The organism is Belnapia mucosa (assembly GCF_016775475.1).
Lineage (GTDB): Bacteria > Pseudomonadota > Alphaproteobacteria > Acetobacterales > Acetobacteraceae > Belnapia > Belnapia mucosa.
Window position 1 is genome coordinate 787188 of the sequence record NZ_JAEUXJ010000001.1, and the last position, 21066, is coordinate 808253.

Genomic DNA, 21066 nt, shown 5'->3' on the forward strand with positions numbered 1-21066 from the left:
ACCATGTCCGCCATCGCCGACATCATCGCCCGCGAGGTTCTCGACAGCCGCGGCAACCCCACGGTCGAGGCCGAGGTGGTGCTGGACAGCGGCGCCATCGGACGCGCCATCGTCCCCTCCGGCGCCTCCACCGGCGCGCATGAGGCGGTGGAGCTGCGCGACGGCGACAAGTCCCGCTATGGCGGCAAGGGCGTGCAGCAGGCCGTTGCCAATGTCGAGGGCGAAATCTTCGACGCCCTTTCCGGCATGGACGCCACCGAGCAGCTCCGCATCGACGAGACGATGATCGAGCTGGACGGGACGCCGAACAAGGCGCGGCTCGGCGCCAATGCGATCCTGGCGGTCAGCCTCGCCACCGCCCGCGCCGCGGCCAGCGACCTGGGCCTGCCGCTCTACCGCTATGTCGGCGGCGCCTTCGCCCGCACCCTGCCGGTGCCGATGATGAACATCATCAATGGCGGCAAGCATGCGGACAACCCGATCGACATCCAGGAATTCATGGTGATGCCGGTCGGCGCCGGCAGCATGGCGGATGCCATCCGCATCGGCTCCGAGGTCTTCATGGCGCTGAAGAAGCAGCTCCATGACGCGCATCACAACACCAATGTCGGCGACGAGGGCGGCTTCGCCCCCAATATCGGCTCGGCCGATGAGGCGCTGGGCTTCATCGCCAAGGCCTGCGAAGCCGCCGGCCATCGCGTGGGCGAGGACATCATGTTCGCCCTCGACTGCGCCTCGACCGAGTTCTTCCATGACGGCGTCTACAAGATGGAAGGCGAGGGCAAGACGCTCGACCAGGCCGGCATGGTCGACTACCTGGCGGGGCTCTGCGCCAAGTGGCCGATCATCTCCATCGAGGATGGCTGCGCCGAGGATGACTGGGCGGGCTGGAAGCTGCTGACCGAGAAGCTCGGTGCCAAGGTGCAGCTGGTCGGCGACGACCTCTTCGTCACCAATGCCGAGCGGCTGCGCCAGGGGATCGAGGCGAAGACCGCCAATTCCATCCTGGTGAAGGTCAACCAGATCGGCACCCTGACCGAGACGCTGGACGCCGTCGAGACGGCGCATCGCGCCAGCTACACCGCGGTAATGAGCCACCGTTCCGGCGAGACCGAGGATGCGACTATCGCCGACCTCGCCGTCGCCACCAATTGCGGGCAGATCAAGACCGGGTCGCTCAGCCGCTCCGACCGGCTGGCCAAATACAACCAGCTGATCCGGATCGAGCAGGAGCTCGGCACCGCCGGCCGCTATGCCGGGCGGACCATCCTCCGGCGCTAGGGCTTCGCCGATGGAGGGCTGGCGGCGGGAAGATGTCGTTCGGGCCCTCTACCGGGTGGTCCTCGGGCGGGAGGCTGAAAACGACCAGGTCGTTTCCTTCCATGCAGGAGCGCATGCGGCGCCGGAGACCTTGATCCGCGCGCTGCTGGACTGCGAAGAAGCACGGGAGCGGCAGCGGCGCATGGCGCTGCTGCGGCGGATGGAGGCAGCCGAGGCAGGGCCGCTGCGGGTGCTGCTCTTCGGCGCCTATGGCAATGGCAATCTCGGCGATGCGGAGCAGGCGGAGGCGGTGGCCTCGCTGCTGCGTGGGGCGGTGGCGCGGCCGCTGCAGTTCGGCGCCTGTTCCTTCATCGATGCGCGGCCTTACGCCTTCGCCTCCGGACGGGTGATGCCGGCCGATGTGGTGGCCGATCCGCTGGCGTTGGCCGGGTGGGACCTGCTGCTGATCGGCGGGGGCGGGCTGTTCGCCACGCCGCATTGGCCACTGATGGAGCCCGGCTGGGCAGCAATGCTGCGCAAGATCGGTCTGGCCTATGGGCTGGTCGGCATCGGCGTGGGGCGGGCACTGCGCGACGATCCGCGGCATGGGCCGATCTGGGACGCGCTGCTCGCCGGGGCGGCCTTCCGCTCGGCGCGGGATGTGCCGAGCCTCGGAGCGGCGCCCGGGGCGGCATGGATGCCGGACCCTGTGCTGCTGGTCGGGCTGCGTGCCGGGGGCGGGCAGCCGCGGCCGCCGGGGCAGGGGGCACGGCCGCTCATCGTGCTGAAGCGGGCGGTGCATGAGGAGGAGGCGCGTTTCCTCGACTGGGTGGCTGCGGAGGGGACGGGATGCGACCTCGTCGCGGTGGAACGGTGGCGCGAGGAGGAGCTCGTCGCGCGGTTTCCAGATTTGCGCTTCGTCGAGGGGGTCGAGGCCCTGGGGCAGCTCTGCGCGGGCGCCTCGGTAGTTGTCTCGGCGCGGTATCACGGCTGCATCGCCGCCCTGCTGGCGGGCGTGCCATGCCTCGGGGTCGGGCCGGGGAAAATCCCTGCGCTGTTCGAGGCGCTGGGCGCGCGGGATCAGGCGCTCGATGACTATGGGGGGGTGCGCGACAGGCTGACGCGTCCGCCCGCCCCGCTGGAGCTGGCGCGTTTCGCGCCGCTGCAGGCGGCGGGGGAGGCGGCCCTGGCCTCGCTCGGGCAGGTGATGGAGGGGTTACCGCGCCGGCTCGGCTGATTTCGCGGGCAGGGCGGGGATCGTACTTGCCAAGCGGCGCCGGGACTGGTGCTTATGCACCGGGGATTGGGGGATTCCGAACATGTCCTTCGGACGTGCGGTGAAGCGCAAGCTGGCGGAGGCCTTGCCGCCGGTCGGGCTGGCGCTGCTTTGCGGCTATTTCGTCTGGCATTCGCTGCATGGCGATAGCGGACTGCTCGCGCGGGAGCGCCGGATGGAGGAGATCGCCGCCGCCCGCCAGACCCTGGTCCGGGCTGAGGCCGAGCGCGACGCCATGGAGCGCCGGGTGAACGGGCTGCGCGGCGACCGGATCGACCGCGACCAGCTCGACGAGCGAGCGCGCACCCTGCTGAACCTGGTCGGCAAGGACGAGATCGTCATCCCCTACGAACCGAATCGCCGGCTCTACTGAAGCGGGGCCGGCGGCGCATCCGGCCGCCGCGCGCCGACCCAGCGCCAACCGCCGGCCAGCCCCAGCGCATCCTGCACCGCCCAGAAGATCCGCACCGCGATCCGTGGCCCGCGCCCGAGGCCCAGCCCTGCCCAGGGCTGGAAGGGTGTGCCCCGGGCATAGGCCCAGATGGAAATCCGGCAGGCAGCGCCCTGGCTGATGCCCCGGCGGTGGAAGCCGCTGGTATCGGCGATCACCAGCGTATTGGCCCGGACCGCCAGCTTCCGTGGCGGCGAATAGCCGAGCCGCGGCAGCATCGCTTCTTCGATCCGCAGCGATCCCTCGCCGGTCAGCCGGTCGGCATGGCCGGCGGCGGCGATCGAGACCCGCCTCTCCCAGGCCAGGTGGCGCCTGGTCGGGCGGTGGGAGCCGGGGACATAGGTGAAGGCCGCCGCATCACCCGGCACATCGGTCAGGGTGAGCCAGGACTTCACCGTCGGGTGGAAGGTGTCGCTGTGGAAGTGGCTCTGCACATCCGGCGGTGCTGCGCGCACCCCGCTGAACACCGTCTGCAGGAACAGGTGCGGCGCCATGCGGAAGCTGCCGACATAATGGTGCAGCGCCCGGTAGCGCGGTGAGGCCAGGGCGCGCGCCGTCTCCGGCAGCTGCCGCAGCGTCAGCGCGTCGAGCGGCAGCAGCCGGGTCAGGCTGTAGCCATCGACGAATTCCCGGGCCGGGGCGGCACGGTCCAGCAACTCGGCCCGCATCCGCTCGAACTGCGCTGGCGGCAGGAAATCGGGGATGGCCAGATAGCCGTCGCGTTCGAAGTCGCGCCGTTCCTCGGCGCTCAGCCCGGCGGCGAGGCGTCGGCGTCGGCGCTCGGCCAGCCGGGCGGCCAGGCGCTTGCGGCGGAGATGCAGCCCGCGCCGGTTCAGCGCGGCGCTGCCGAGCACCGGATTGTCGCGGAAGGATTTGGCGCCGGTCGCCAGGGCCAGGACATGGAAAGGCGCAAAGAGCCAGCGGCTCCAATTCGGCATGCGGGGCTCCGGCCGGGGGCGGGCGCGCTTATCCCGAAGCCGGACCGGCCGCGTCAAGTACGATCACGAAACTGCGGCCGAGATTGGAACCGGCTTCCGCTTCTTGCGCTACTCCCCGGCCCACGCGCAAGTTTCAGCGAAGCTTCGGCAGTGCACAAATTGGGCGTTAACCAATCTTCGGTTAATAACGCTATTTCATTGCCCTGTCTCGGTTTTTCTCTCGGGCCTCGCTTGCCGAGCGGGCGGGCAAGGCGCTATCTCAGCATGTCGGGATCGCAGAGCAGGGAGGAAACCGCATGGCCCAGGCAGCGGAAGCCACAGGCGCCAAGCGCCGCGGGAAGGCGGCGTCCGCGCCGCCGATGACCCAGGACCAGCTGCTCCAGGCTTATCGGGACATGCTCCTGATCCGCCGCTTCGAGGAAAAGGCGGGGCAGCTCTACGGCATGGGGCTGATTGGCGGGTTCTGCCATCTCTATATCGGCCAGGAAGCGGTGGTTGTCGGCATGCAGGCCTGCCTGGAGCCGGGCGACCAGGTCATCACCTCCTACCGCGACCACGGCCACATGCTGGCGACGGGCATGGAAGCCCGCGGCGTCATGGCCGAGCTCACCGGGCGTGCGGGCGGCTATTCCCGCGGCAAGGGCGGCTCCATGCATATGTTCAGCCGCGAGAAGGGCTTCTTCGGCGGACATGGCATCGTGGGTGCGCAGGTCTCGCTCGGGACGGGGCTGGCCTTCGCCAACTGGTACCGCGAGAGCCGCAACGTCTCGCTGACCTATTTCGGCGAGGGCGCCTCCAACCAGGGCCAGGTCTTCGAGAGCTTCAACCTGGCGGCGCTCATGAAGCTGCCGGTGATCTTCATCATCGAGAACAACAAATACGGCATGGGCACCAGCGTGGAGCGCGCCAGCGCCTCCCGCGACCTGTCGAAGAACGGCGCCGCCTGGGGCATCCCGGGCGAGCAGGTGAACGGCATGGATGTGATGGCCGTGAAGGAAGCGGGCGAGCGCGCCACCGCGCATTGCCGCGCCGGCAACGGGCCATACCTGCTGGAGATGAAGACCTACCGCTATCGCGGGCATTCCATGTCGGATCCGGCGAAGTACCGCACCCGCGAGGAGGTGCAGAAGATGCGCGAGCAGTCCGACCCGATCGAGACGGCGCGCAAGCTGCTGCTGGAGGGCGGGCTCGACGAGGCGGCGCTGAAGAAGATCGATGACGAGGTGAAGGCGATCGTGCAGGAAGCGGCCGACTTCGCGCAAAGCAGCCCGGAGCCCGACGAGGGCGAGCTCTGGACCGACGTCCTGCTGGAGGCCCGCTGAGATGGGTGTCGAGATCCTGATGCCGGCGCTGTCGCCGACCATGACGGAGGGCAAGCTCGCCCGCTGGCTGAAGAAGGAAGGCGACCAGGTGAAGTCCGGCGATGTCATCGCCGAGATCGAAACCGACAAGGCCACGATGGAAGTCGAGGCCGTGGATGAGGGCACGCTGACCAAGATCATCGTCGCCGAGGGGACGGAGGGCGTCTCCGTCAACTCGCCGATCGCCGAGCTGGATGGCGGTGGTGGCGCTGCCTCGAAGGGCACCGCGCCGGGCCATGACACGGCGATGCCGCAGCAGCCGGCGCCGCCGGCCGCAGCCAGCCCCGAGGTGGGCGAGGTGGCGAAGCAGGCCGAGGATTACGGCGCGGTTGCCCAGCGCGGCGCCGACCGGAAGGAAGGCGCCGCCAAGATGGGCGAGGCCGCGGCGGCGCCCGAGAAGGATTGGGGCCCGACCAAGCCGATGACGGTGCGCGAGGCGCTGCGCGACGCCATGGCGGTCGAGATGCGGGCGGACGACAAGGTCTTCCTCATGGGCGAGGAGGTCGCGCAGTACCAGGGCGCCTATAAGATCAGCCAGGGCCTGCTGGATGAGTTCGGGCCGCGGCGCGTCATCGACACGCCGATCACCGAGCACGGCTTCACCGGCATGGCGGTGGGCGCGGCCTTCACGGGGCTCAAGCCCATCGTGGAGTTCATGACCTTCAACTTCTCCATGCAGGCGATCGACCAGATCATCAACTCGGCGGCCAAGACGCTCTACATGTCGGGCGGCCAGCTCGGCTGCCCGATCGTCTTCCGCGGGCCGAACGGCGCGGCGGCGCGCGTCGCGGCGCAGCACAGCCAGTGCTATGCGAGCTGGTATGCGCATGTGCCGGGGCTGAAGGTCGTCGCGCCCTGGTCCTCGGCGGATGCCAAGGGGCTGCTGCGGGCGGCGATCCGCGACCCCAACCCGGTCATCGTGCTCGAGAACGAGATCCTCTACGGCCACAGCTTCGAGTGCCCGACGGCGGATGACTTCATCGTGCCGATCGGCAAGGCGAAGGTCGAGCGGGCGGGCAAGGACGTCACCATCGTCTCCTATTCCATCGCGGTGACCTGGGCGATGCAGGCGGCCGAGGAACTGGCCAAGCAGGGGATCGAGGCGGAGGTGATCAACCTCCGTTCCATCCGCCCGCTGGATGCCGAGACCATCGCCAACTCCGTCAGGAAGACCAACCGGCTGGTGACGGTGGAGGAGGGCTGGCCCTATGCCAATATCGGCGTGGAGGTCGCCATGCAGGTGATGGAGGCGGCCTTCGATTATCTGGATGCGCCGCCGGTGCGGGTCTGCGGCAAGGATGTGCCGATGCCCTATGCCGCCAATCTGGAAAAGCTCGCCCTGCCGACGATCCCCGAGATCGTCGATGCGGTGAAGCGCGTGACCTACAAGTAGGGGGAGCGGGACATGGCGACCAATATCCTGATGCCCGCCCTCTCGCCGACCATGACGGAAGGCACGCTGGCGCGCTGGCTGAAGAAGGAAGGCGAGCAGGTCAAGGCCGGCGACATCATCGCCGAGATCGAGACCGACAAGGCCACCATGGAAGTCGAGGCCGTGGATGAGGGCATCCTCGGCAAGATTCTGGTCGGCGACGGCACCCAGGGCGTGAAAGTGAACGACCCGATCGGCGTGCTGGTCGAGCCGGGCGAGAGCGTGGGCGATGCCGGCAGCAGCAGCGCCAAGGCCCCGGCCCCGCAGGGTTCCGAGGCGCCGGAGCCGGCGCAATCGCCCAGCCAGGGCGCGGCGCTGGAAGCGGTTCGCGCCTCGGGCGGCAAGGTGGCTGGCGCGGCGGAACAGCCGGTGGCGATGCCGGCGGCGCAGCCCTCGACGCCTGCGCCGGCGCCGAAGGCGAACGGGCACGATACCGGCGACCGGGTCTTCGTCTCGCCGCTCGCGCGCCGCATGGCGCAGCAGGCGGGGCTCGACCTCTCGGGCGTGCAGGGTAGCGGTCCGGCGGGCCGCATCGTGAAGTCGGATATCGAGGCGGCGCTTGCCAAGGGCCCAGCGGCGAAGCCGGCGCCCGCACCACAGGCCGCTGCCCCGGCGGCGCAGCCGGCCGCGGCCCCGGCGCCGAAGCCGGCCGCGCCGGCCCCGGTGGTCAGCGCCCCGCATACGCCGGTGCCGAACAGCACCATCCGCAAGGTCATCGCCCGGCGTCTGGCGGAATCGAAGCAGACCATCCCGCATTTCTATGTGACGATGGATTTCGAGATCGACGCGCTGCTGAAGCTGCGGGCCGACCTCAATGCCAAGTCCGCCAAGGATGGGCCGGGGGCGTTCAAGCTCTCGGTCAATGACCTTGTCATCAAGGCAGTGGCGGCGACGCTGCGGCGCTTCCCCAACGTCAACGCGATGTGGACGGATGAGGCGATCCTGCAGTTCCACGACGTCGACGTCTCGGTCGCGGTCTCGACGCCGACGGGGCTCATCACGCCGATCATCCGCAAGGCCGACCAGAAGGGCCTGACGACGATCAGCAACGAGATGAAGGACCTGGCCAACCGGGCCAAGGCGAACAAGCTGAAGCCAGAGGAATTCCAGGGCGGCGGCTTCAGCATCTCGAATATGGGCATGTATGGCGTGCGCGAGTTCAGCGCCATCATCAATCCGCCCCAGGCCGGCATCCTGGCCGTCGCGGCCGGCGAGCAGCGGCCGGTGGTGCGGAAGGGCGAGCTGGCGGTCGCCACGGTGATGACCTGCACCCTCTCGGTCGATCACCGCGTCATCGACGGCGCGCTGGCAGCGGAGTTCATGCAGGCGCTGAAGGGCGTCATCGAGGATCCGCTGAGCCTGATGCTGTGATCGACCATGTCTCGATCACGGTGTCGGACATCGCCATCGCAGCGCGTTTCTATGACGCGGTGATGGCGGCGCTCGGCGTGCCGGCGGTCGGGCGGGACGAGCATTGGCTCGGCTATGGCCTGCGGGCAGACTCCGCGAGCCCTGAGCGGAGCTACCTCTCCATCCGGCTCGGACCTGTGCCGGAGGCGGCAACTGGGCGGCACTGGTGCTTCAAGGCGCCGGATCGGGCGGCGGTCGATGGCTTCTGGCGGGCCGGCCTCGCGGCTGGCGGGGAGGATGACGGGGCGCCCGGCCTGCGGTCGCAGTATCATCCCCAGTACTACGCAGCCTTCCTGCGCGACCCGGCGGGTAATCGTGTCGAAGCGGCGCATCATGGGCAGTGACATGAGCCTCCGCCTGCGTGATGCGACCGAGGCCGATCTGCCGCTTGTCCTGCATTTCGTCCGAGCGCTCGCAGACTACGAGAAGCTCCTGCATGAGGTGACGGCGACGGAGGAGCATTTCCGTCGCCTGCTGTTTGGCGAGCCGCGCCGTGCCTGGGCGCTGATCGCCGAATGGGAGGGCAGGCCGGTCGGCCTGGCCCTCTGGTTCTACAGCGTCTCCACCTTCGACGGGGCGCCGAAGCTTTATCTCGAGGATGTCTTCGTCGAGCCGGCGCTGCGCGGACGGGGGATCGGCCGGGCGATCTTTGCCGAGCTGGCCCGCCGCGCCATCGCCGCCGGTTGCAGCCGGATGGAATGGTCCGTGCTCGACTGGAACGCGCCCTCGATCGCGTTTTACCGCTCCATCGGCGCGCAGCCACGCGACGGCTGGACCCTGCAACGGCTCAGCGGCACGGCGCTCCAGGCGCTGGCCGCGCGGGAGGACTGAACCATGGCAGAAACCCAGAGCTTCGACCTCATCGTCCTCGGCGGGGGCCCTGGCGGCTATGTCGCCGCCATCCGCGCCGCCCAACTCGGCATGAAGACCGCGCTGGTGGAGCGGGAGCATCTGGGCGGCATCTGCCTGAACTGGGGCTGCATCCCGACCAAGGCGCTGCTCCGCAGCTCCGAGATCAACCACCTCCTCCACACGCTCGATGCCTATGGCTTCGCGGCCGATAATGTCCGCTTCGATATCGGCAAGATCGTCAAGCGCAGCCGGGCGGTGGCCAACCAGCTCTCGAGCGGCGTGAAGCATCTGCTGCGGAAGAACAAGGTCACGGTCTTCGACGGCCAGGGCAAGCTGGTCGGCAAGGGCCGCATGGCGGTGACGAAGGACGGCAAGCCGGTCGCTGACCTGGCGGCCAAGCACATCATCCTGGCGACCGGCGCGCGGGCGCGGACCCTGCCGGGGCTGGAGCCGGATGGGAAGCTCGTCTGGTCCTATAAGGAGGCGATGGTGCCGCCCTCGATGCCGAAATCGCTCATCGTGATCGGCTCGGGCGCCATCGGTTCGGAATTCGCCAGCTTCTACCTCAATCTCGGCGCCCAGGTGACGCTGGTCGAGGTCATGGACCGCATCCTGCCGGTCGAGGACGCCGAGATCAGCACCTTCGTCCGCAAGAGCTTCGAGAAGCAGGGGATGAAGATCCTCACCGGGGCCAAGGTCCAGGGGCTGCGGAAGGGCGGGGACAATGTCACCGCCGTCATCGAGGCTGGCGGCAAGGTGCAGGAGATCACCGCCGACCGCGTGATCTCGGCGGTCGGCATCGTCGGCAATGTCGAGGATATCGGCATCGAGGGCACGGGGGTGAAGGTCGAGCGCACCCATGTCGTGATCGACCAGTATTGCCGCACCGGCGAGCCCGGCATCTACGCCATCGGCGACCTCACCGGCGCGCCCTGGCTGGCCCATAAGGCGAGCCATGAGGGCATCCTCTGCGTCGAGACCATCGCCGGCATCAAGGGAGTGCACCCGATGGAGGTGCTGAACATCCCCGGCTGCACCTATTGCCGGCCGCAGGTCGCGAGCGTCGGCCTGACCGAGGAAGCGGCGAAGAAGGCCGGGCATGAACTCCGGGTCGGGCGCTTCCCCTTCATCGGCAATGGCAAGGCCATCGCCATGGGCGAGCCGGAAGGGATGATCAAGACCATCTTCGACGCCAAGACCGGGGAGTTGCTGGGCGCCCATATGGCCGGGCCCGAGGTGACCGAGATGATCCAGGGCTACACCATCGCCAAGACCATGGAGACGACGGAGCAGGAGCTGATGCACAGCATCTTCCCCCATCCGACCATTTCCGAGGCGATGCATGAGGCAGTGCTTGATGCCTATGGCCGCGTGATCCACATGTAGGCCTATGACGACCCGCATCGAAATCCGGCATCCCGAGAAGGCCCGTGATGCCGTGAGGCATCCGGAGAAGGTTGGCCGGCCGGACAACCCGATCCAGCGGAAACCCAGCTGGATCAGGGTGAAGGCGCCGACGCACCCGATCTATCACGAGACCCGGGCGCTGATGCGGGACCAGAAGCTGGTCACGGTCTGTGAGGAAGCCGCCTGCCCGAATATCGGCGAATGCTGGTCGCAGCGCCACGCCACCATGATGATCATGGGCGAGACCTGCACCCGCGCCTGCGCCTTCTGCAACGTGGCGACCGGGCTGCCCAAGGCGCTCGACCCGGATGAGCCGCGCCGGGTCGCCGAAGCCGTGGCGACGCTCGGCCTGCGGCATGTGGTCATCACCAGCGTCGACCGGGACGATCTGGCCGATGGCGGCGCCCGGCATTTCGCCGAGACCATCGCCGCGCTCCGCGCCGCCGCGCCCGAGACCACCATCGAGGTGCTGACCCCCGATTTCCTCCGCAAGGACGGGGCGCTGGAGGTGGTGGTGGAGGCCCGGCCGGATGTCTTCAACCACAACCTGGAGACGGTGCCGAAGCTCTACCCGAATATCCGGCCCGGGGCGCGCTACTTCCACTCGCTTCGCCTGCTCGACCGGGTGAAGGCCCTCGACCCCACCATCTTCACCAAATCCGGCCTGATGGTCGGCCTAGGCGAGGAGCGGATGGAGGTGCTGCAGGTCATGGACGACATGCGGAGCGCCGAGGTGGATTTCCTCACCATCGGCCAATACCTCCAGCCCAGCGTGAAGCATGCGGCGGTCGATCGCTTCGTCACCCCGGACGAGTTCGAGGATTATGCGCGGATGGCCCGGGCCAAGGGCTTCCTCCTGGTTTCGGCCACGCCGCTGACCCGCAGCAGCTACCATGCGGATCGCGATTTCGCGGCATTGCGGGCCGCGCGGGAAAGGCAGCTTGCGGCCCTGCCGGCCATGGCCACCTAAGCTGCCATGCCGACCCATGCCGAGAAGCGCATCCTGCGCTACACCCCGGAGCAGCTCTTCGCCCTGGTGGCCGATGTGCGGCGCTACCCGGAATTCCTGCCCTGGTGCGTTGGCGCCCGTATCGTCTCGCAGAACGATGACAAGCTGATCGCCGACCTCACGATCGGCTTCAAGCTGTTCCGCGAGAGCTTCCGCAGCGAGGTGGTGCTGGAACGGCCGCACGACATCCATGTGCAATACATGAACGGGCCCTTCCGCTATCTGAACAACCACTGGCGCTTCGTCCCGCATCCGCAGGGCACTCAGGTGGAGTTCTTCGTCGATTTCGAATTCCGCTCCCGCCTGCTCCAGGCCGTGATCGGCACCGTCTTCAATGAGGCGGTGCGGCTGATGGTCCGCGCTTTCGAGCGGCGGGCGATGCAGCTCTATGGCCGCCCGAACGCGGCGCCGAGCCCGGTGCCAGCCGCCTGATCAACGGGTCTGATCCGTCGCATCAGGCTTTTATATTGGCATGAGCGGGCCTGGCCGGGGCAGGCTTGGGCCATGAGCTACATCCTCTATGGCGACAAGGGATCGGGCTCGGCCCCGGTCGAGATGGCGCTGGCCGAGATCGGTGCGCCGGTGGAGCTGCACGCGGTGCCGCTGGAGGGCGACTATCAGCTCGCGGCGGAATACCGCCGCATCAACCCGATGGGACGCATCCCGACCCTGATCCTGCCGGATGGTACGGTTGTGACAGAAAGCCTCGCCATCCTCCTCACGCTTGTGGACCGGCATCCGGAGGCGGGGCTGCTGCCGCCGCCCAGCGATCCCGGCCGGGCCGTGGAGCTGCGCTGGATGGCGCTGGTCGCCGGCGAATTCTACCCATGCGTCACCCGCGGCGACTATCCCGAACGGTTCAGCGCCGACCCCGCCCATGCCCCGGCCATCAAGGCCCGCGCGATCGAGATGGGGCGCGACATCTGGCGCCTGATCGAGGCGCAGATCGAACCGGCGCCCTACCTGCTCGGGGAGCGCTTCTCGGTGGCGGATCTCTATCTGGCCTTCCTCTCCCGCTGGATGGGCGGGCGGGAATGGACACCGGCCAATTGCCCGAAGGTCGAATCCATCGCCCGGGCCGTCGCCGCGCGCCCCTCCGTCGCGCCCGTCTGGGCCAAGCATATCTAGGCCTCACGGGGTGTTGCCAGCGTCGCGCGGCGGTCGCAGGGTCGGGCATCCAGGATAGGAATCCCGCCATGGTCCACGCCCCCGCCCGCCCGCCCGCAGGCGCCCCGCCGGTCCGCATCAACCTCTATTCGGACACCCAGACCCGCCCCAGCCCCGCGATGAAGGAGGCGATGATGCGCGCCGAGGTCGGCGATGAGCAGCACGGCGACGACCCGACCGTGCATGCGCTCTGCGACCGGATGGCGGCGCTGATGGGGAAGGAGGCGGCGATCTACCTGCCCTCCGGGACCATGTGCAACGTCATCGCCATCCTCACTCATTGCGGCAAGGGCGATGAGGTGGTGGCGCATGAGACCAGCCACATCCTCCATAGCGAGGGCGGCACCCATGCGGCGCTGACCGGCGTGCAGATCTACCCGCTGAAGGGCGCCCGCGGCCAATTCACCGCCGACGATGTCCGCGCCGCGATCCGGCCCAAGACCCGCTACGCCCCGCCGCAGCGCCTGCTGGAGGTGGAGCAGACCGCCAATATCGGCGGCGGCACCATCTGGCCGCTGGCGCAGCTCAATGCCGTGGCCGATGTGGCGCATGGGGAAGGCTGGTCCACCCATATGGACGGCGCCCGGCTGATGAATGCCTGCGTCGCCGCCGGGATCGCGCCGAAGGAGATGGTGGCGCAATACGACAGCGTCTGGCTGGACTTCACCAAGGGCCTCGGGGCGCCGCTCGGCGCCGTGCTCTGCGGCTCGGACGAGTTCATCGGCCGGGCCTGGCGCTGGAAGCAGCGGCTGGGCGGCTCCATGCGGCAGGCCGGCATCTGCGCCGCCGCCTGCCTCTATGCGCTGGACCACAATGTGGACCGGCTGGCCGAGGACCACGCGAATGCCAAGGCGCTGGCGCGCGGGCTGCGGCAGATCCCGGGCGTGACGGTGGAGGAGCCGGACACCAACCTGGTCTTCTTCGATATCCGCGACACCGGCGTCGATGTCGGGGACTTGCAGGCGCGGCTGGCCCTGCAGGGCATCGCGGTCAGCGGCCTCGGCGGGCGCGTCAGGGCCTGCACCCATCTCGACGTGACCGCGCCGATGATCGAGGAGGCGGCGGCCGGCATCCGCGCGGCGCTCTCCCGCTGAGCGAAGCGGGTCGGCGCCTCCGCGGCGGCCGGGCCGAGAGCGCCGGCCGCGCCGGGGAGGCGGCGGCCGAGGCGGCACTGGCGCGCGAGGGTTGGACGGTCCTGGCCCGGCGCTGCCGCACCCTGGCGGGCGAGCTGGACCTCATCGCCGAGCGGGAGGGGCTGCTCGCCTTCATCGAGGTGAAGGCGCGACCGAGCCTCGCCGAGGCGGCCTTCGCCCTCGGGCCCCGGCAGCGGGCGCGGCTGCTGGCCGCGGCGGAGTGCTGGCTGGCCGAGAATCCGGGGGCGGGCGCGGCTGGCATTCGCTTCGACCTGCTAGTGGTCGCCGCCGATGGCACGGTGCGGCGCATTGCCGATGCATTCCGGGCAGGAGATGATCGGGCATGAACGCCACCCGCCGCGGCCTGCTTGCCCTCCCATTCCTGGCTACACCTGCCCTGGCCTTCCCGGAGCGCAGCATCACCCTGCTGCACGGCTTCGGCCCCGGTGGTGCGGCCGATACCATCTGCCGCATCCTCGCCTCGCCGCTCGCCGAGGCGCTCGGCCGGCCGGTGGTGGTGGAGCCGCGGCCGGGCGCGGGCGGCAATATCGCCAGCCTGGCCCTCAGCCGCGCCGCGCCGGATGGCCATACGGTCGGGTTGCTGACCGGCAGCCATGGTGTCGCCGCCGCCTTCGGCCGCGCCAACGGCTTCGATCCGGTGGATGGCTTCGCCTGGATCAGCATCGCGCTGCGCTATGCCTTCGCCCTGGTGGCGCGGGCGGAAGGGCCATACCGCGACCTGCCAGCGCTGATCGCCGCGGCGCGGGCGGCGCCCGGCGCGGTGCAATACGGCACGCTCGGCCCCGGCTCCTCGCATCACCTGACCGGAGAGCTGTTCAGCGCCGCCGCCGGGATCGAGATGACGCAGGTGCCCTATCGCAGCGACGCCGCGGGCCTGACCGGCGTGCTGGGCGGGGAACTGCCGCTGATGATCAGCACCACGGTCGGCGCCATGGCCATGCTGCGCGACGGGCGGCTGCGGGCGCTCGGCGTTACCTCGGACCGGCGCTCCACCCGGCTGCCCGATGTGCCGGCGGTGGCGGAAGTCCTGCCGGGCTTCCGCTCGATCACCTGGGCCGGGCTGGCGGCACCGGCCGGCACCCCGGCGCCAGTGGTCGCACAATGGCATGCGGCGCTGCTCCGGGCGCTCGCCCAGCCCGGCATCGCGGCGCGGCTGGAGGAGCTGACCGATGGCGAGGTGGCGCCCAGCGCGCCGGAGGCGACGCGCGGCCTCGTCGTCGCCGAGATCGAGGCTTGGCGGGCGTTGATCGCGGCGCGCGGCCTCAAGGCGGAGTAGTCCAAATGTCCTTGGCTTCAGCCTGTCGGCGGCGGGGAGCGGTTCTCCACAGGTAGCGCGCACAACCCAGAGCCGTGGGCTAATCCGAGTTACAACCTATGCGGGTAAACTGGTCGTAATATCTCAGGCCCGTGATCTCTCACCTCTCCAAGATGGGAGCACCTTTCGATTCTGAAGTCACCGAACTTCAGAGGAAAGGAACCAGAACGATGACAGTGCTTCTGGTTGAGGATGATGCCGTCGTGCGCCTCACCCTCGCCGACTTCTTTGAAGCAGCCGGGTTTGACTTTCTCGAAGCGAGCAATGCCGAAGACGCCCTGGTCATCCTGGACAACCTGGAGCAGCCTATCGATGTGCTGGTCACCGACCTCGACCTGGGCCCTGGCGATAACGGGTTGGCCCTTGCGACCAAAGCCAAGCAGAAGCGGCCGGGGCTGCAGGTGGTTTATGAGACCGGCAGTGAGGAGATGTTGGCCGGCCGTATCCTATTGTCCTGGGAGCGGGTTTTCTACAAGCCGTTCGATCTTAATGCTCTGACGGCAACGGTGTCGGTCCTGATACCGCATGCGCTCTAGGGCCCGTTAGACGAGGCCAGAAGTTGAGGGCCGGCGAGGGATTTTTTGGCCCTGGCAGGAGGACGGTGCCGCCGATGCTGGTTGCATCGGCAAGCCGTCCGACGCACCGGGGACGGAAAAGACCCGCCGGACCGACCCGATTGGCCTTGTCTAACGGGCCTTAGCCAGCGCGATGGGGTAGAAGCGCCCGCGCCAGCTCCAGCGCCTCGGCCACCGTCGCCGCCCGCACGGCGGTCCGGTCACCTGGGAAGACGCGCCGCAGCACGCGCGTCTCGCCGCCCGCCCGCGCCGCGCCGATATAGACCAGGCCGACCGGCTTGCCTGGCGTCGCTCCGCCCGGCCCGGCGATGCCGGTGCAGCTCACGGCGAGGCCAGCACCGCTCGCCCGCAACGCGCCCTCGGCCATGCGGCGCGCGACGCTCTCGCTGACCGCGCCACAGCCCTCCAGCACGCCCCAGGGCACGCCGAGCATGTCGCGCTTGGCCTCGTTGGAATAGGTGACGAAGCCCCGCGTCACCACGGCGGAGGAGCCGGGGATGGCGGTGAGCGCTGCGGCGATCAGCCCCCCGGTGCAGCTCTCGGCCGTCGTCAGGGTCAGGCCCCGCGCCTCCAGGAGGGCGAGCAAATCGCGGGCGGCATCCAGCGTCGAGGGCGGCAGCATCAGATCGGCACCTCCGGCAGGACCAGGCGCAGCAGCAGCAGGATCGCCGCTACCATCGCGCCGGCCACCACATCATCCAGCATCACCGCCAGCGGGCCATGCCGGCGATCGACCCAGCCGACCGGGCCGGGCTTGTAGATATCGAAGAGGCGGAACAGGAGGAAGGCCAGCAACACGCCCCAGCCGGTGGTCTCGGCCGAGAGGGCGGCCAGCGCGAGGAGCTGCCCCGCCGCTTCATCCACGACCACCCAGCCGGGATCGGCTCGCCGGTCTTCCACCAGCACCCGATGGACAGCCCAAATTCCGGCCATGCTGGCCAGCAGCGCGAGCGCCAGGCAGGCGACCGGCCCGAGCAGGACCAGCGGCAGCACCACCATCGAGCCCCAGGTGCCGGGCGCCGGCCGCAGCCGGCCGATGCCGCCCAGGCTGGCGACGAGCGCGGCCGCGGTCACGGTACGGCGCCGAGGAAGCGGTCGAGCGCGGCGAGTACTGGTGGCTCCAGCAGGGTCGGCGCATGGCCGATGCCGGGCAGCGCGACCACCGGCATGTCCGGCCGCTCCGCCCGCATCCGCGCCACCGTCGCCGCCGAGAGCACGACGCTCGCCTGGCCCCAGACCAGCAGCAGCGGAATCCTGTCCAGGGCGCCGAAAAGCGGCCAGAGCTCGGTCGGACCCGTCTCGGCCGGCATGGCCTCGACGATGCGCGGATCCCAGCGCGGATGCAGCCGCCCATCCGCGCCGCGCGCGAAGGTGGTGCCGACCAGGGCCGGCCAGCCCGCCTCCGGAATGCCGAGCGGTGGCAGCACGCCGCGCAAATACTCGGCCGCCGCCGCGGCATCGGCGAAGGAGCGGTCGCTGCCGATGAAGTCCCGCACATAATCGAGCCCGACCGGTTCCAGCCGCGGCCCGGTATCGTTCAGCGCGAGCGCCGCCAGCGCCGTCGGCCGCAGCACCGCCAGCGCCATGCCGAGCACGCCGCCGAAGCTGGTGCCGAGCAGGGCGACGCGGTGCAGGCGGAGCGCCGCCATCGCATCCAGCAGGTCGCGGATCGCCACCTCTACCCGGTAGCGGCGAGGATCGGCGGCGCGCCCGCTCTCGCCATGGCCCGCATAGTCGAGCGCCACCACCCGCCGCCGCCCGCGATGCCGCATGGCGATGCCGGTGAAGTCGAGCGCGGTACGCGCAATGCCCGGCAGGCAGAGCAGCGGCGTGCCACTGGGATCGCCGGCCCATTCCAGCGCCGAGAGGCGGAGGCCGTCCCGGGCGCTGAAGGCGATCCGCCGGGGCAGGGGCGTCACGCCCCGAGCCAGCGCGTCATCGGATGCGGCTGGCCGGCAGCAGCCGGGTCGCGGGCGCGGTAGATCGCCATGTTCTCCAGCACCCGCTGGACGTAGTTGCGGGTCTCGCCGAAGGGGATCAGCTCCATCCAGTCCAGCATGGTGATGGTGCCGCTGCGCGGGTCGCCGAAGGTGCCGAGCCACTCATCGACCCGGTTCGGTCCGGCATTGTAGCCGGCGATGGCGAAGGGCAGCACCCCGCCGAAGCGGTCCAGCAACTGCCCCAGATAGGCGGCGCCAAGCCGCATATTCAGCGCCGGATCTCCGTTGAGGGCTCCCGGCGGCAGTGCCGTCCCGATCCGCCGGGCGACAAGCTGAGCAGTGCTGGGCAGGAGCTGCATCAGCCCGCGGGCATTGGCCGAAGACACGGCCTCGGTATCGAAATTGCTCTCCTGCCGGGCGATGGCATGCACCAGCGCCGGCTCCGGCCCCTCGGACGGGGCGGGGTATGGGGTGGGCCAGCCATCCTCCAGCAGCATCAGCCCGGCGGCGCCGGAGCGGCGGGCGATCCAGACCGCATGGTCGGGCCGGCCGATCCGGGTGCCGAGCCGGGCCGTGGCGGCCCGCTCGGCCGGCTCGCTCGCCAGCTCCTCCAGCCGCAACAGGAATTGGCGGGCCCGGCGGGTTTCGCCGATATCGGCGAGGGCGAGGACCACCTGCGCCAGCTCCCGCGCCTCGAACCCTGCGGCCGGGGCGGGGCCGCGCGTCGCGGCGATGCGGGAAGAGAGGGCAGGGCCATCCTCGCCCAGCGCCAGGGCCGCAAGCTGGCCATAAAAGGTGACGGGGAATTCGGCCGCCGCCGCATAGCGCGTGCGTGCGCCCGTATCGCCCCGGGCCGCCAGCGCCCGCCCCTGCCAATACAGGGCGCGGGCCCGGGTGATGACGCTGCGGCTGCCCTCGGCGAGCTGGCTGAAATGCCGCTCCGCGCTTGCCGCATCCTCGAGCCGGCGCAGCGCAATGAAGCCGGCCAGGAATTCAGCGTCCTGCCGGGCCTCGCCGGCGAATTCCAGCCCGTGCTTCGCCGCCACCGCATAAGCGCTGCGGGCATCGCCCAGGCGGATCAGCTTGCGGGCGAGGAGGTTCCGCTCCGGCCAGGCGGCACGGGCGGCCTCGGGCGAGGGCGCATCGCTGCCGGCCCAGGCCGCCACCGCCTCGGCATCGCGGTCGCGGCGGCGGAGCCAGCGGGCGCGTTCGAAGGCGAGGCCCGGCTCCCGCGCCTGTAGCCCCGGCTGGTCGGCATCCGAGCTATCGGCGGCATAGGCGAGCCGGGCGGCGGCGATGCCCTGCCGCGCCGGGTCGAGGAAGCCGGTCACCCGGCTGGCCCCGCCGGCCTCCCGCGCCAGGGCCAGGCGGTCGAAGCGGCGCCAATGGTGCTCCGGCGTCAGGCTGCCGGCATTGCGGGCGAGGAAGCCCGGCTCGGCGGCGGGATCGGAGGGGGCCTCCTGCCAGGCACTGCGGATCGCCTTGGCGGCTTCCTCGGCGCGGCCGGCGCGGGAGAGGGCATCGGCCAGGCGCTGATGGCCGTCCAGGCTCCGCGGCGGGCGGGCGGCGAAGAAGCGGCTGGCCAGGGCATCGTCGGGCTCGGCGGCCAGCGCCTCCTCCGCCCGGCGTTGCAGCGCCTCCTGCCCCGGCCAGTCGGGATTCTGCAGCGCGAAGCCGGCGATCTCGGGGGCGAGGGCGGCGCTGGTGCGGGATTGCAGCCGCATCCAGGTGACCAGCTTGCGGATCAGCGGATGGGCGCTCTGCGCCACGGCATCGGCCTCGGCCCAGCGATTGGCATTGGCGAAGGCGACGGCCTGGCGCCCGGCGGAGCGCGTGGCCTCAGCCCCGCCGGCGGCGGCGGGCTGGGCAGCGGCAGGGCGGGGCAGGGCGAGGGCGGCAGGCAGGGCGAGGACGGTGCGGCGGCGCATCGGCAGCTTGTAGCCGATCCGCCCCGGCTCTGTCCCGTGCGGCGCTGTCCCGCGCGCCCTTGTTCCTACGGGCTCAGGCCACTAGCTTCGTCCCCTGCCAAGGAGGAAATGCCGATGTTCAGGGGTTCGATGGTCGCGCTGATCACGCCGATGCGGAGCGACGGATCCGTGGACGAGAAAGCCTTCCAGGACCTCGTCGAATGGCAGATCGCCGAGGGCACCGAGGGGCTGGTCCCGGTCGGCACCACGGGCGAGAGCCCGACCCTCTCGCATGCCGAGCATAAGCGGGTCGTGGAGATGTGCGTCGAGGTGGCGCGCGGCCGCGTGCCCGTGATCGCCGGCGCCGGCAGCAACAGCACCGCCGAGGCGGTCGACTTCGTGAAGCACGCCAAGGCCGCAGGCGCCGATGGCACCCTGGTGGTGACGCCCTACTACAACAAGCCGACGCAGGAGGGGATGTACCTCCATTTCAAGGCGCTGGCGGATGCGGCCGACCTGCCGCTGTTCATCTACAACATCCCGCCGCGCAGCGTGATCGACATGAGCGTCGAGACCATGGCGCGGCTGGCCAGGCACCCGAACATCGTCGGCGTGAAGGATGCGACCGCCAACCTGGCCCGCCCGCTGCATACCCGCCGGGCCTGCGGCGAGGATTTCATTCAGCTTTCGGGCGAGGACCACACGGCGCTGTCCTTCAACGCCGCCGGCGGCCATGGCTGCATCAGCGTCACCGCCAATGTCGCGCCGCGCCTCTGCGCCGAGATGCAGAAGGCCTGGCGGGACGGGCGGATCACCGAGGCGATGGGCATCCAGGACCGGCTGGTGCCGCTGCATGATTCGCTCTTCGCCGAGACCTCGCCAGGGCCGGTGAAATATGCCGCCAGCCTGCTCGGCAAGGGGACCGACCATTGCCGCCTGCCGCTGGCCCCGGTCTCCGAGCCGGTGCGGAAGCGGGTGCGGGAGGCCATGGTTTCCGCGGGGCTGCTGAACTAGATGCGGTCCGATCGCAAAGCGGCGCAGCCGCGGCGCGTGAATTGGCCCGGCAGGTAAAGGTCCCCCATGGCAGAGACGAAGAAGAAGGGCCTGATCTCGCACGGCATCGCCTCGCAGAACCGGCGGGCGCGCTACGACTACACGATCGGCGAGACGATCGAGGCGGGCCTGGCCCTGGTCGGGCCGGAGGTGAAATCGCTGCGCGCCGGGCGGGCGACGCTCTCGGAGGCCTGGGCCGGCGAGCGCGATGGCGAGATGTGGCTGTTTAACTGCACCATCCCGGAATGGCAGGCCGGCAGCACGGTCGCCCGCTTCGAGCCGACGCGGCCGCGGAAGCTCCTGCTGCACCGCAAGCAGGTGCAGGAGCTGATCGGCAATATCGCGCGCGAAGGTGCGACGATCGTGCCGATGCAGATCCATTTCAACGAGAAGGGCCGGGCCAAGGTGCTGCTGGGCGTGGCCGAGGGCCGCAAGAAGCACGACAAGCGGCACGCCATCGCCGAGCGGGACTGGGCGCGGGACAAGGCGCGGCTGATGCGGGCGAGGGGCTAGCTCCGCCCCTTGGGGCCCCTTGCATCCGCCCCTGCTGCCGATAGGT

At 70.0% G+C, this 21066-nt stretch carries 23 protein-coding genes; 18 read left to right on the forward strand and 5 right to left on the reverse strand.

The genetic code is table 11. The annotated features are described in order from the left end of the window. Nucleotides 1-3 precede the first annotated feature (3 nt). From eno to JMJ55_RS03865, 3 genes are all read left to right on the forward strand, one after another. Nucleotides 4-1281, forward strand: a complete 1278-nt coding sequence (gene eno, locus JMJ55_RS03855; RefSeq protein WP_202824147.1) for a phosphopyruvate hydratase — start codon at nt 4-6, stop codon at nt 1279-1281. A 10-nt stretch (nt 1282-1291) separates the two neighbouring features. Continuing rightward, nucleotides 1292-2497 (forward strand): polysaccharide pyruvyl transferase family protein, encoded by a 1206-nt coding sequence (locus JMJ55_RS03860; protein WP_202824148.1) that lies wholly within the window; start codon nt 1292-1294, stop codon nt 2495-2497. Between the two features lie 82 nt (nt 2498-2579). Then, complete coding sequence (locus JMJ55_RS03865; RefSeq protein WP_202824149.1) at nt 2580-2909, forward strand: FtsB family cell division protein; 330 nt, start codon at nt 2580-2582, stop codon at nt 2907-2909. Here JMJ55_RS03865 and JMJ55_RS03870 read toward each other — a convergent pair. Then, nucleotides 2903-3925, reverse strand: coding sequence for a phytanoyl-CoA dioxygenase family protein (locus JMJ55_RS03870; RefSeq protein WP_202824150.1), 1023 nt, complete (start codon nt 3923-3925; stop codon nt 2903-2905). The two genes, JMJ55_RS03865 and JMJ55_RS03870, sit on opposite strands and share 7 nt — an antisense overlap. A gap of 296 nt (nt 3926-4221) precedes the next feature. On the opposite strand from JMJ55_RS03870, the gene pdhA reads away from it, so the two are divergent. The 13 genes from pdhA (at nt 4222) to JMJ55_RS03935 (ending at nt 15568) form a co-directional block, all read left to right on the forward strand. Then, nucleotides 4222-5247, forward strand: coding sequence for a pyruvate dehydrogenase (acetyl-transferring) E1 component subunit alpha (gene pdhA, locus JMJ55_RS03875; protein ID WP_202824151.1), 1026 nt, complete (start codon nt 4222-4224; stop codon nt 5245-5247). Nucleotide 5248: 1 nt separating this feature from the next. Next, nucleotides 5249-6679 carry a pyruvate dehydrogenase complex E1 component subunit beta gene (locus JMJ55_RS03880; RefSeq protein ID WP_202824152.1) on the forward strand — a complete coding sequence of 477 codons (1431 nt, stop codon included), beginning with the start codon at nt 5249-5251 and terminating at the stop codon, nt 6677-6679. 12 nt (nt 6680-6691) lie between these two features. Continuing rightward, on the forward strand, nt 6692-8089 hold the full coding sequence (locus JMJ55_RS03885; RefSeq protein ID WP_202824153.1) for a pyruvate dehydrogenase complex dihydrolipoamide acetyltransferase: 1398 nt from the start codon (nt 6692-6694) through the stop codon (nt 8087-8089). Continuing rightward, nucleotides 8086-8472: a VOC family protein gene (locus JMJ55_RS03890; RefSeq protein ID WP_202824154.1), complete on the forward strand. Its 387-nt coding sequence runs from the start codon at nt 8086-8088 to the stop codon at nt 8470-8472. The genes JMJ55_RS03885 and JMJ55_RS03890 overlap by 4 nt, the downstream gene beginning before the upstream one ends. Nucleotide 8473: 1 nt before the next feature. After that, on the forward strand, nt 8474-8959 hold the full coding sequence (locus JMJ55_RS03895; protein ID WP_202824155.1) for a GNAT family N-acetyltransferase: 486 nt from the start codon (nt 8474-8476) through the stop codon (nt 8957-8959). A 3-nt stretch (nt 8960-8962) separates the two neighbouring features. Beyond that, a complete protein-coding gene (gene lpdA / locus JMJ55_RS03900) occupies nt 8963-10366 on the forward strand; it encodes a dihydrolipoyl dehydrogenase (protein WP_202824156.1) in 1404 nt (467 codons plus the stop codon). Between the two features lie 4 nt (nt 10367-10370). Continuing rightward, nucleotides 10371-11357 (forward strand): lipoyl synthase, encoded by a 987-nt coding sequence (lipA, locus tag JMJ55_RS03905; RefSeq protein WP_202824157.1) that lies wholly within the window; start codon nt 10371-10373, stop codon nt 11355-11357. 6 nt (nt 11358-11363) lie between these two features. After that, nucleotides 11364-11828, forward strand: coding sequence for a type II toxin-antitoxin system RatA family toxin (locus JMJ55_RS03910; protein WP_202824158.1), 465 nt, complete (start codon nt 11364-11366; stop codon nt 11826-11828). 72 nt (nt 11829-11900) lie between these two features. Next, nucleotides 11901-12524 carry a glutathione S-transferase family protein gene (locus JMJ55_RS03915; protein ID WP_202824159.1) on the forward strand — a complete coding sequence of 208 codons (624 nt, stop codon included), beginning with the start codon at nt 11901-11903 and terminating at the stop codon, nt 12522-12524. Nucleotides 12525-12592: 68 nt separating this feature from the next. Next, nucleotides 12593-13657, forward strand: coding sequence for a threonine aldolase family protein (locus JMJ55_RS03920; protein ID WP_202824160.1), 1065 nt, complete (start codon nt 12593-12595; stop codon nt 13655-13657). Then, complete coding sequence (locus JMJ55_RS03925) at nt 13654-14043, forward strand: YraN family protein (RefSeq protein ID WP_202824348.1); 390 nt, start codon at nt 13654-13656, stop codon at nt 14041-14043. The genes JMJ55_RS03920 and JMJ55_RS03925 overlap by 4 nt, the downstream gene beginning before the upstream one ends. Beyond that, entirely contained in the window at nt 14040-14993 is a 954-nt protein-coding gene (locus tag JMJ55_RS03930; protein WP_202824161.1) for a Bug family tripartite tricarboxylate transporter substrate binding protein, read from the forward strand. The genes JMJ55_RS03925 and JMJ55_RS03930 overlap by 4 nt, the downstream gene beginning before the upstream one ends. A 209-nt stretch (nt 14994-15202) precedes the next feature. Then, a complete protein-coding gene (locus JMJ55_RS03935) occupies nt 15203-15568 on the forward strand; it encodes a response regulator (RefSeq protein ID WP_202824162.1) in 366 nt (121 codons plus the stop codon). Nucleotides 15569-15728: 160 nt separating this feature from the next. On the opposite strand, the gene JMJ55_RS03940 is transcribed toward JMJ55_RS03935, so the two are convergent. Genes JMJ55_RS03940 through JMJ55_RS03955 form a run of 4 tightly spaced genes read right to left on the reverse strand, consistent with a single transcriptional unit; the run spans nt 15729 to nt 19475 of the window. Then, nucleotides 15729-16229: a CinA family protein gene (locus JMJ55_RS03940; RefSeq protein ID WP_202824163.1), complete on the reverse strand. Its 501-nt coding sequence runs from the start codon at nt 16227-16229 to the stop codon at nt 15729-15731. Then, the gene (locus tag JMJ55_RS03945) at nt 16229-16681 is read right to left on the reverse strand and encodes a phosphatidylglycerophosphatase A (protein WP_202824164.1); all 453 of its coding nucleotides are present in this window, start codon (nt 16679-16681) and stop codon (nt 16229-16231) included. The genes JMJ55_RS03940 and JMJ55_RS03945 overlap by 1 nt, the downstream gene beginning before the upstream one ends. Continuing rightward, a complete protein-coding gene (locus JMJ55_RS03950) occupies nt 16678-17526 on the reverse strand; it encodes an alpha/beta fold hydrolase (RefSeq protein ID WP_202824165.1) in 849 nt (282 codons plus the stop codon). The genes JMJ55_RS03945 and JMJ55_RS03950 overlap by 4 nt, the downstream gene beginning before the upstream one ends. Then, nucleotides 17523-19475 carry a lytic transglycosylase domain-containing protein gene (locus JMJ55_RS03955; protein ID WP_202824166.1) on the reverse strand — a complete coding sequence of 651 codons (1953 nt, stop codon included), beginning with the start codon at nt 19473-19475 and terminating at the stop codon, nt 17523-17525. The genes JMJ55_RS03950 and JMJ55_RS03955 overlap by 4 nt, the downstream gene beginning before the upstream one ends. Before the next feature lie 114 nt (nt 19476-19589). Here JMJ55_RS03955 and dapA point away from each other — a divergent pair, with 114 nt between their 5' ends. Both dapA and smpB read left to right on the forward strand, forming a co-directional pair. Next, complete coding sequence (gene dapA, locus JMJ55_RS03960; protein ID WP_202824167.1) at nt 19590-20468, forward strand: 4-hydroxy-tetrahydrodipicolinate synthase; 879 nt, start codon at nt 19590-19592, stop codon at nt 20466-20468. Between the two features lie 66 nt (nt 20469-20534). Then, nucleotides 20535-21020, forward strand: coding sequence for an SsrA-binding protein SmpB (smpB, locus tag JMJ55_RS03965; protein ID WP_043363836.1), 486 nt, complete (start codon nt 20535-20537; stop codon nt 21018-21020). The last annotated feature ends 46 nt before the right edge of the window (nt 21021-21066 follow it).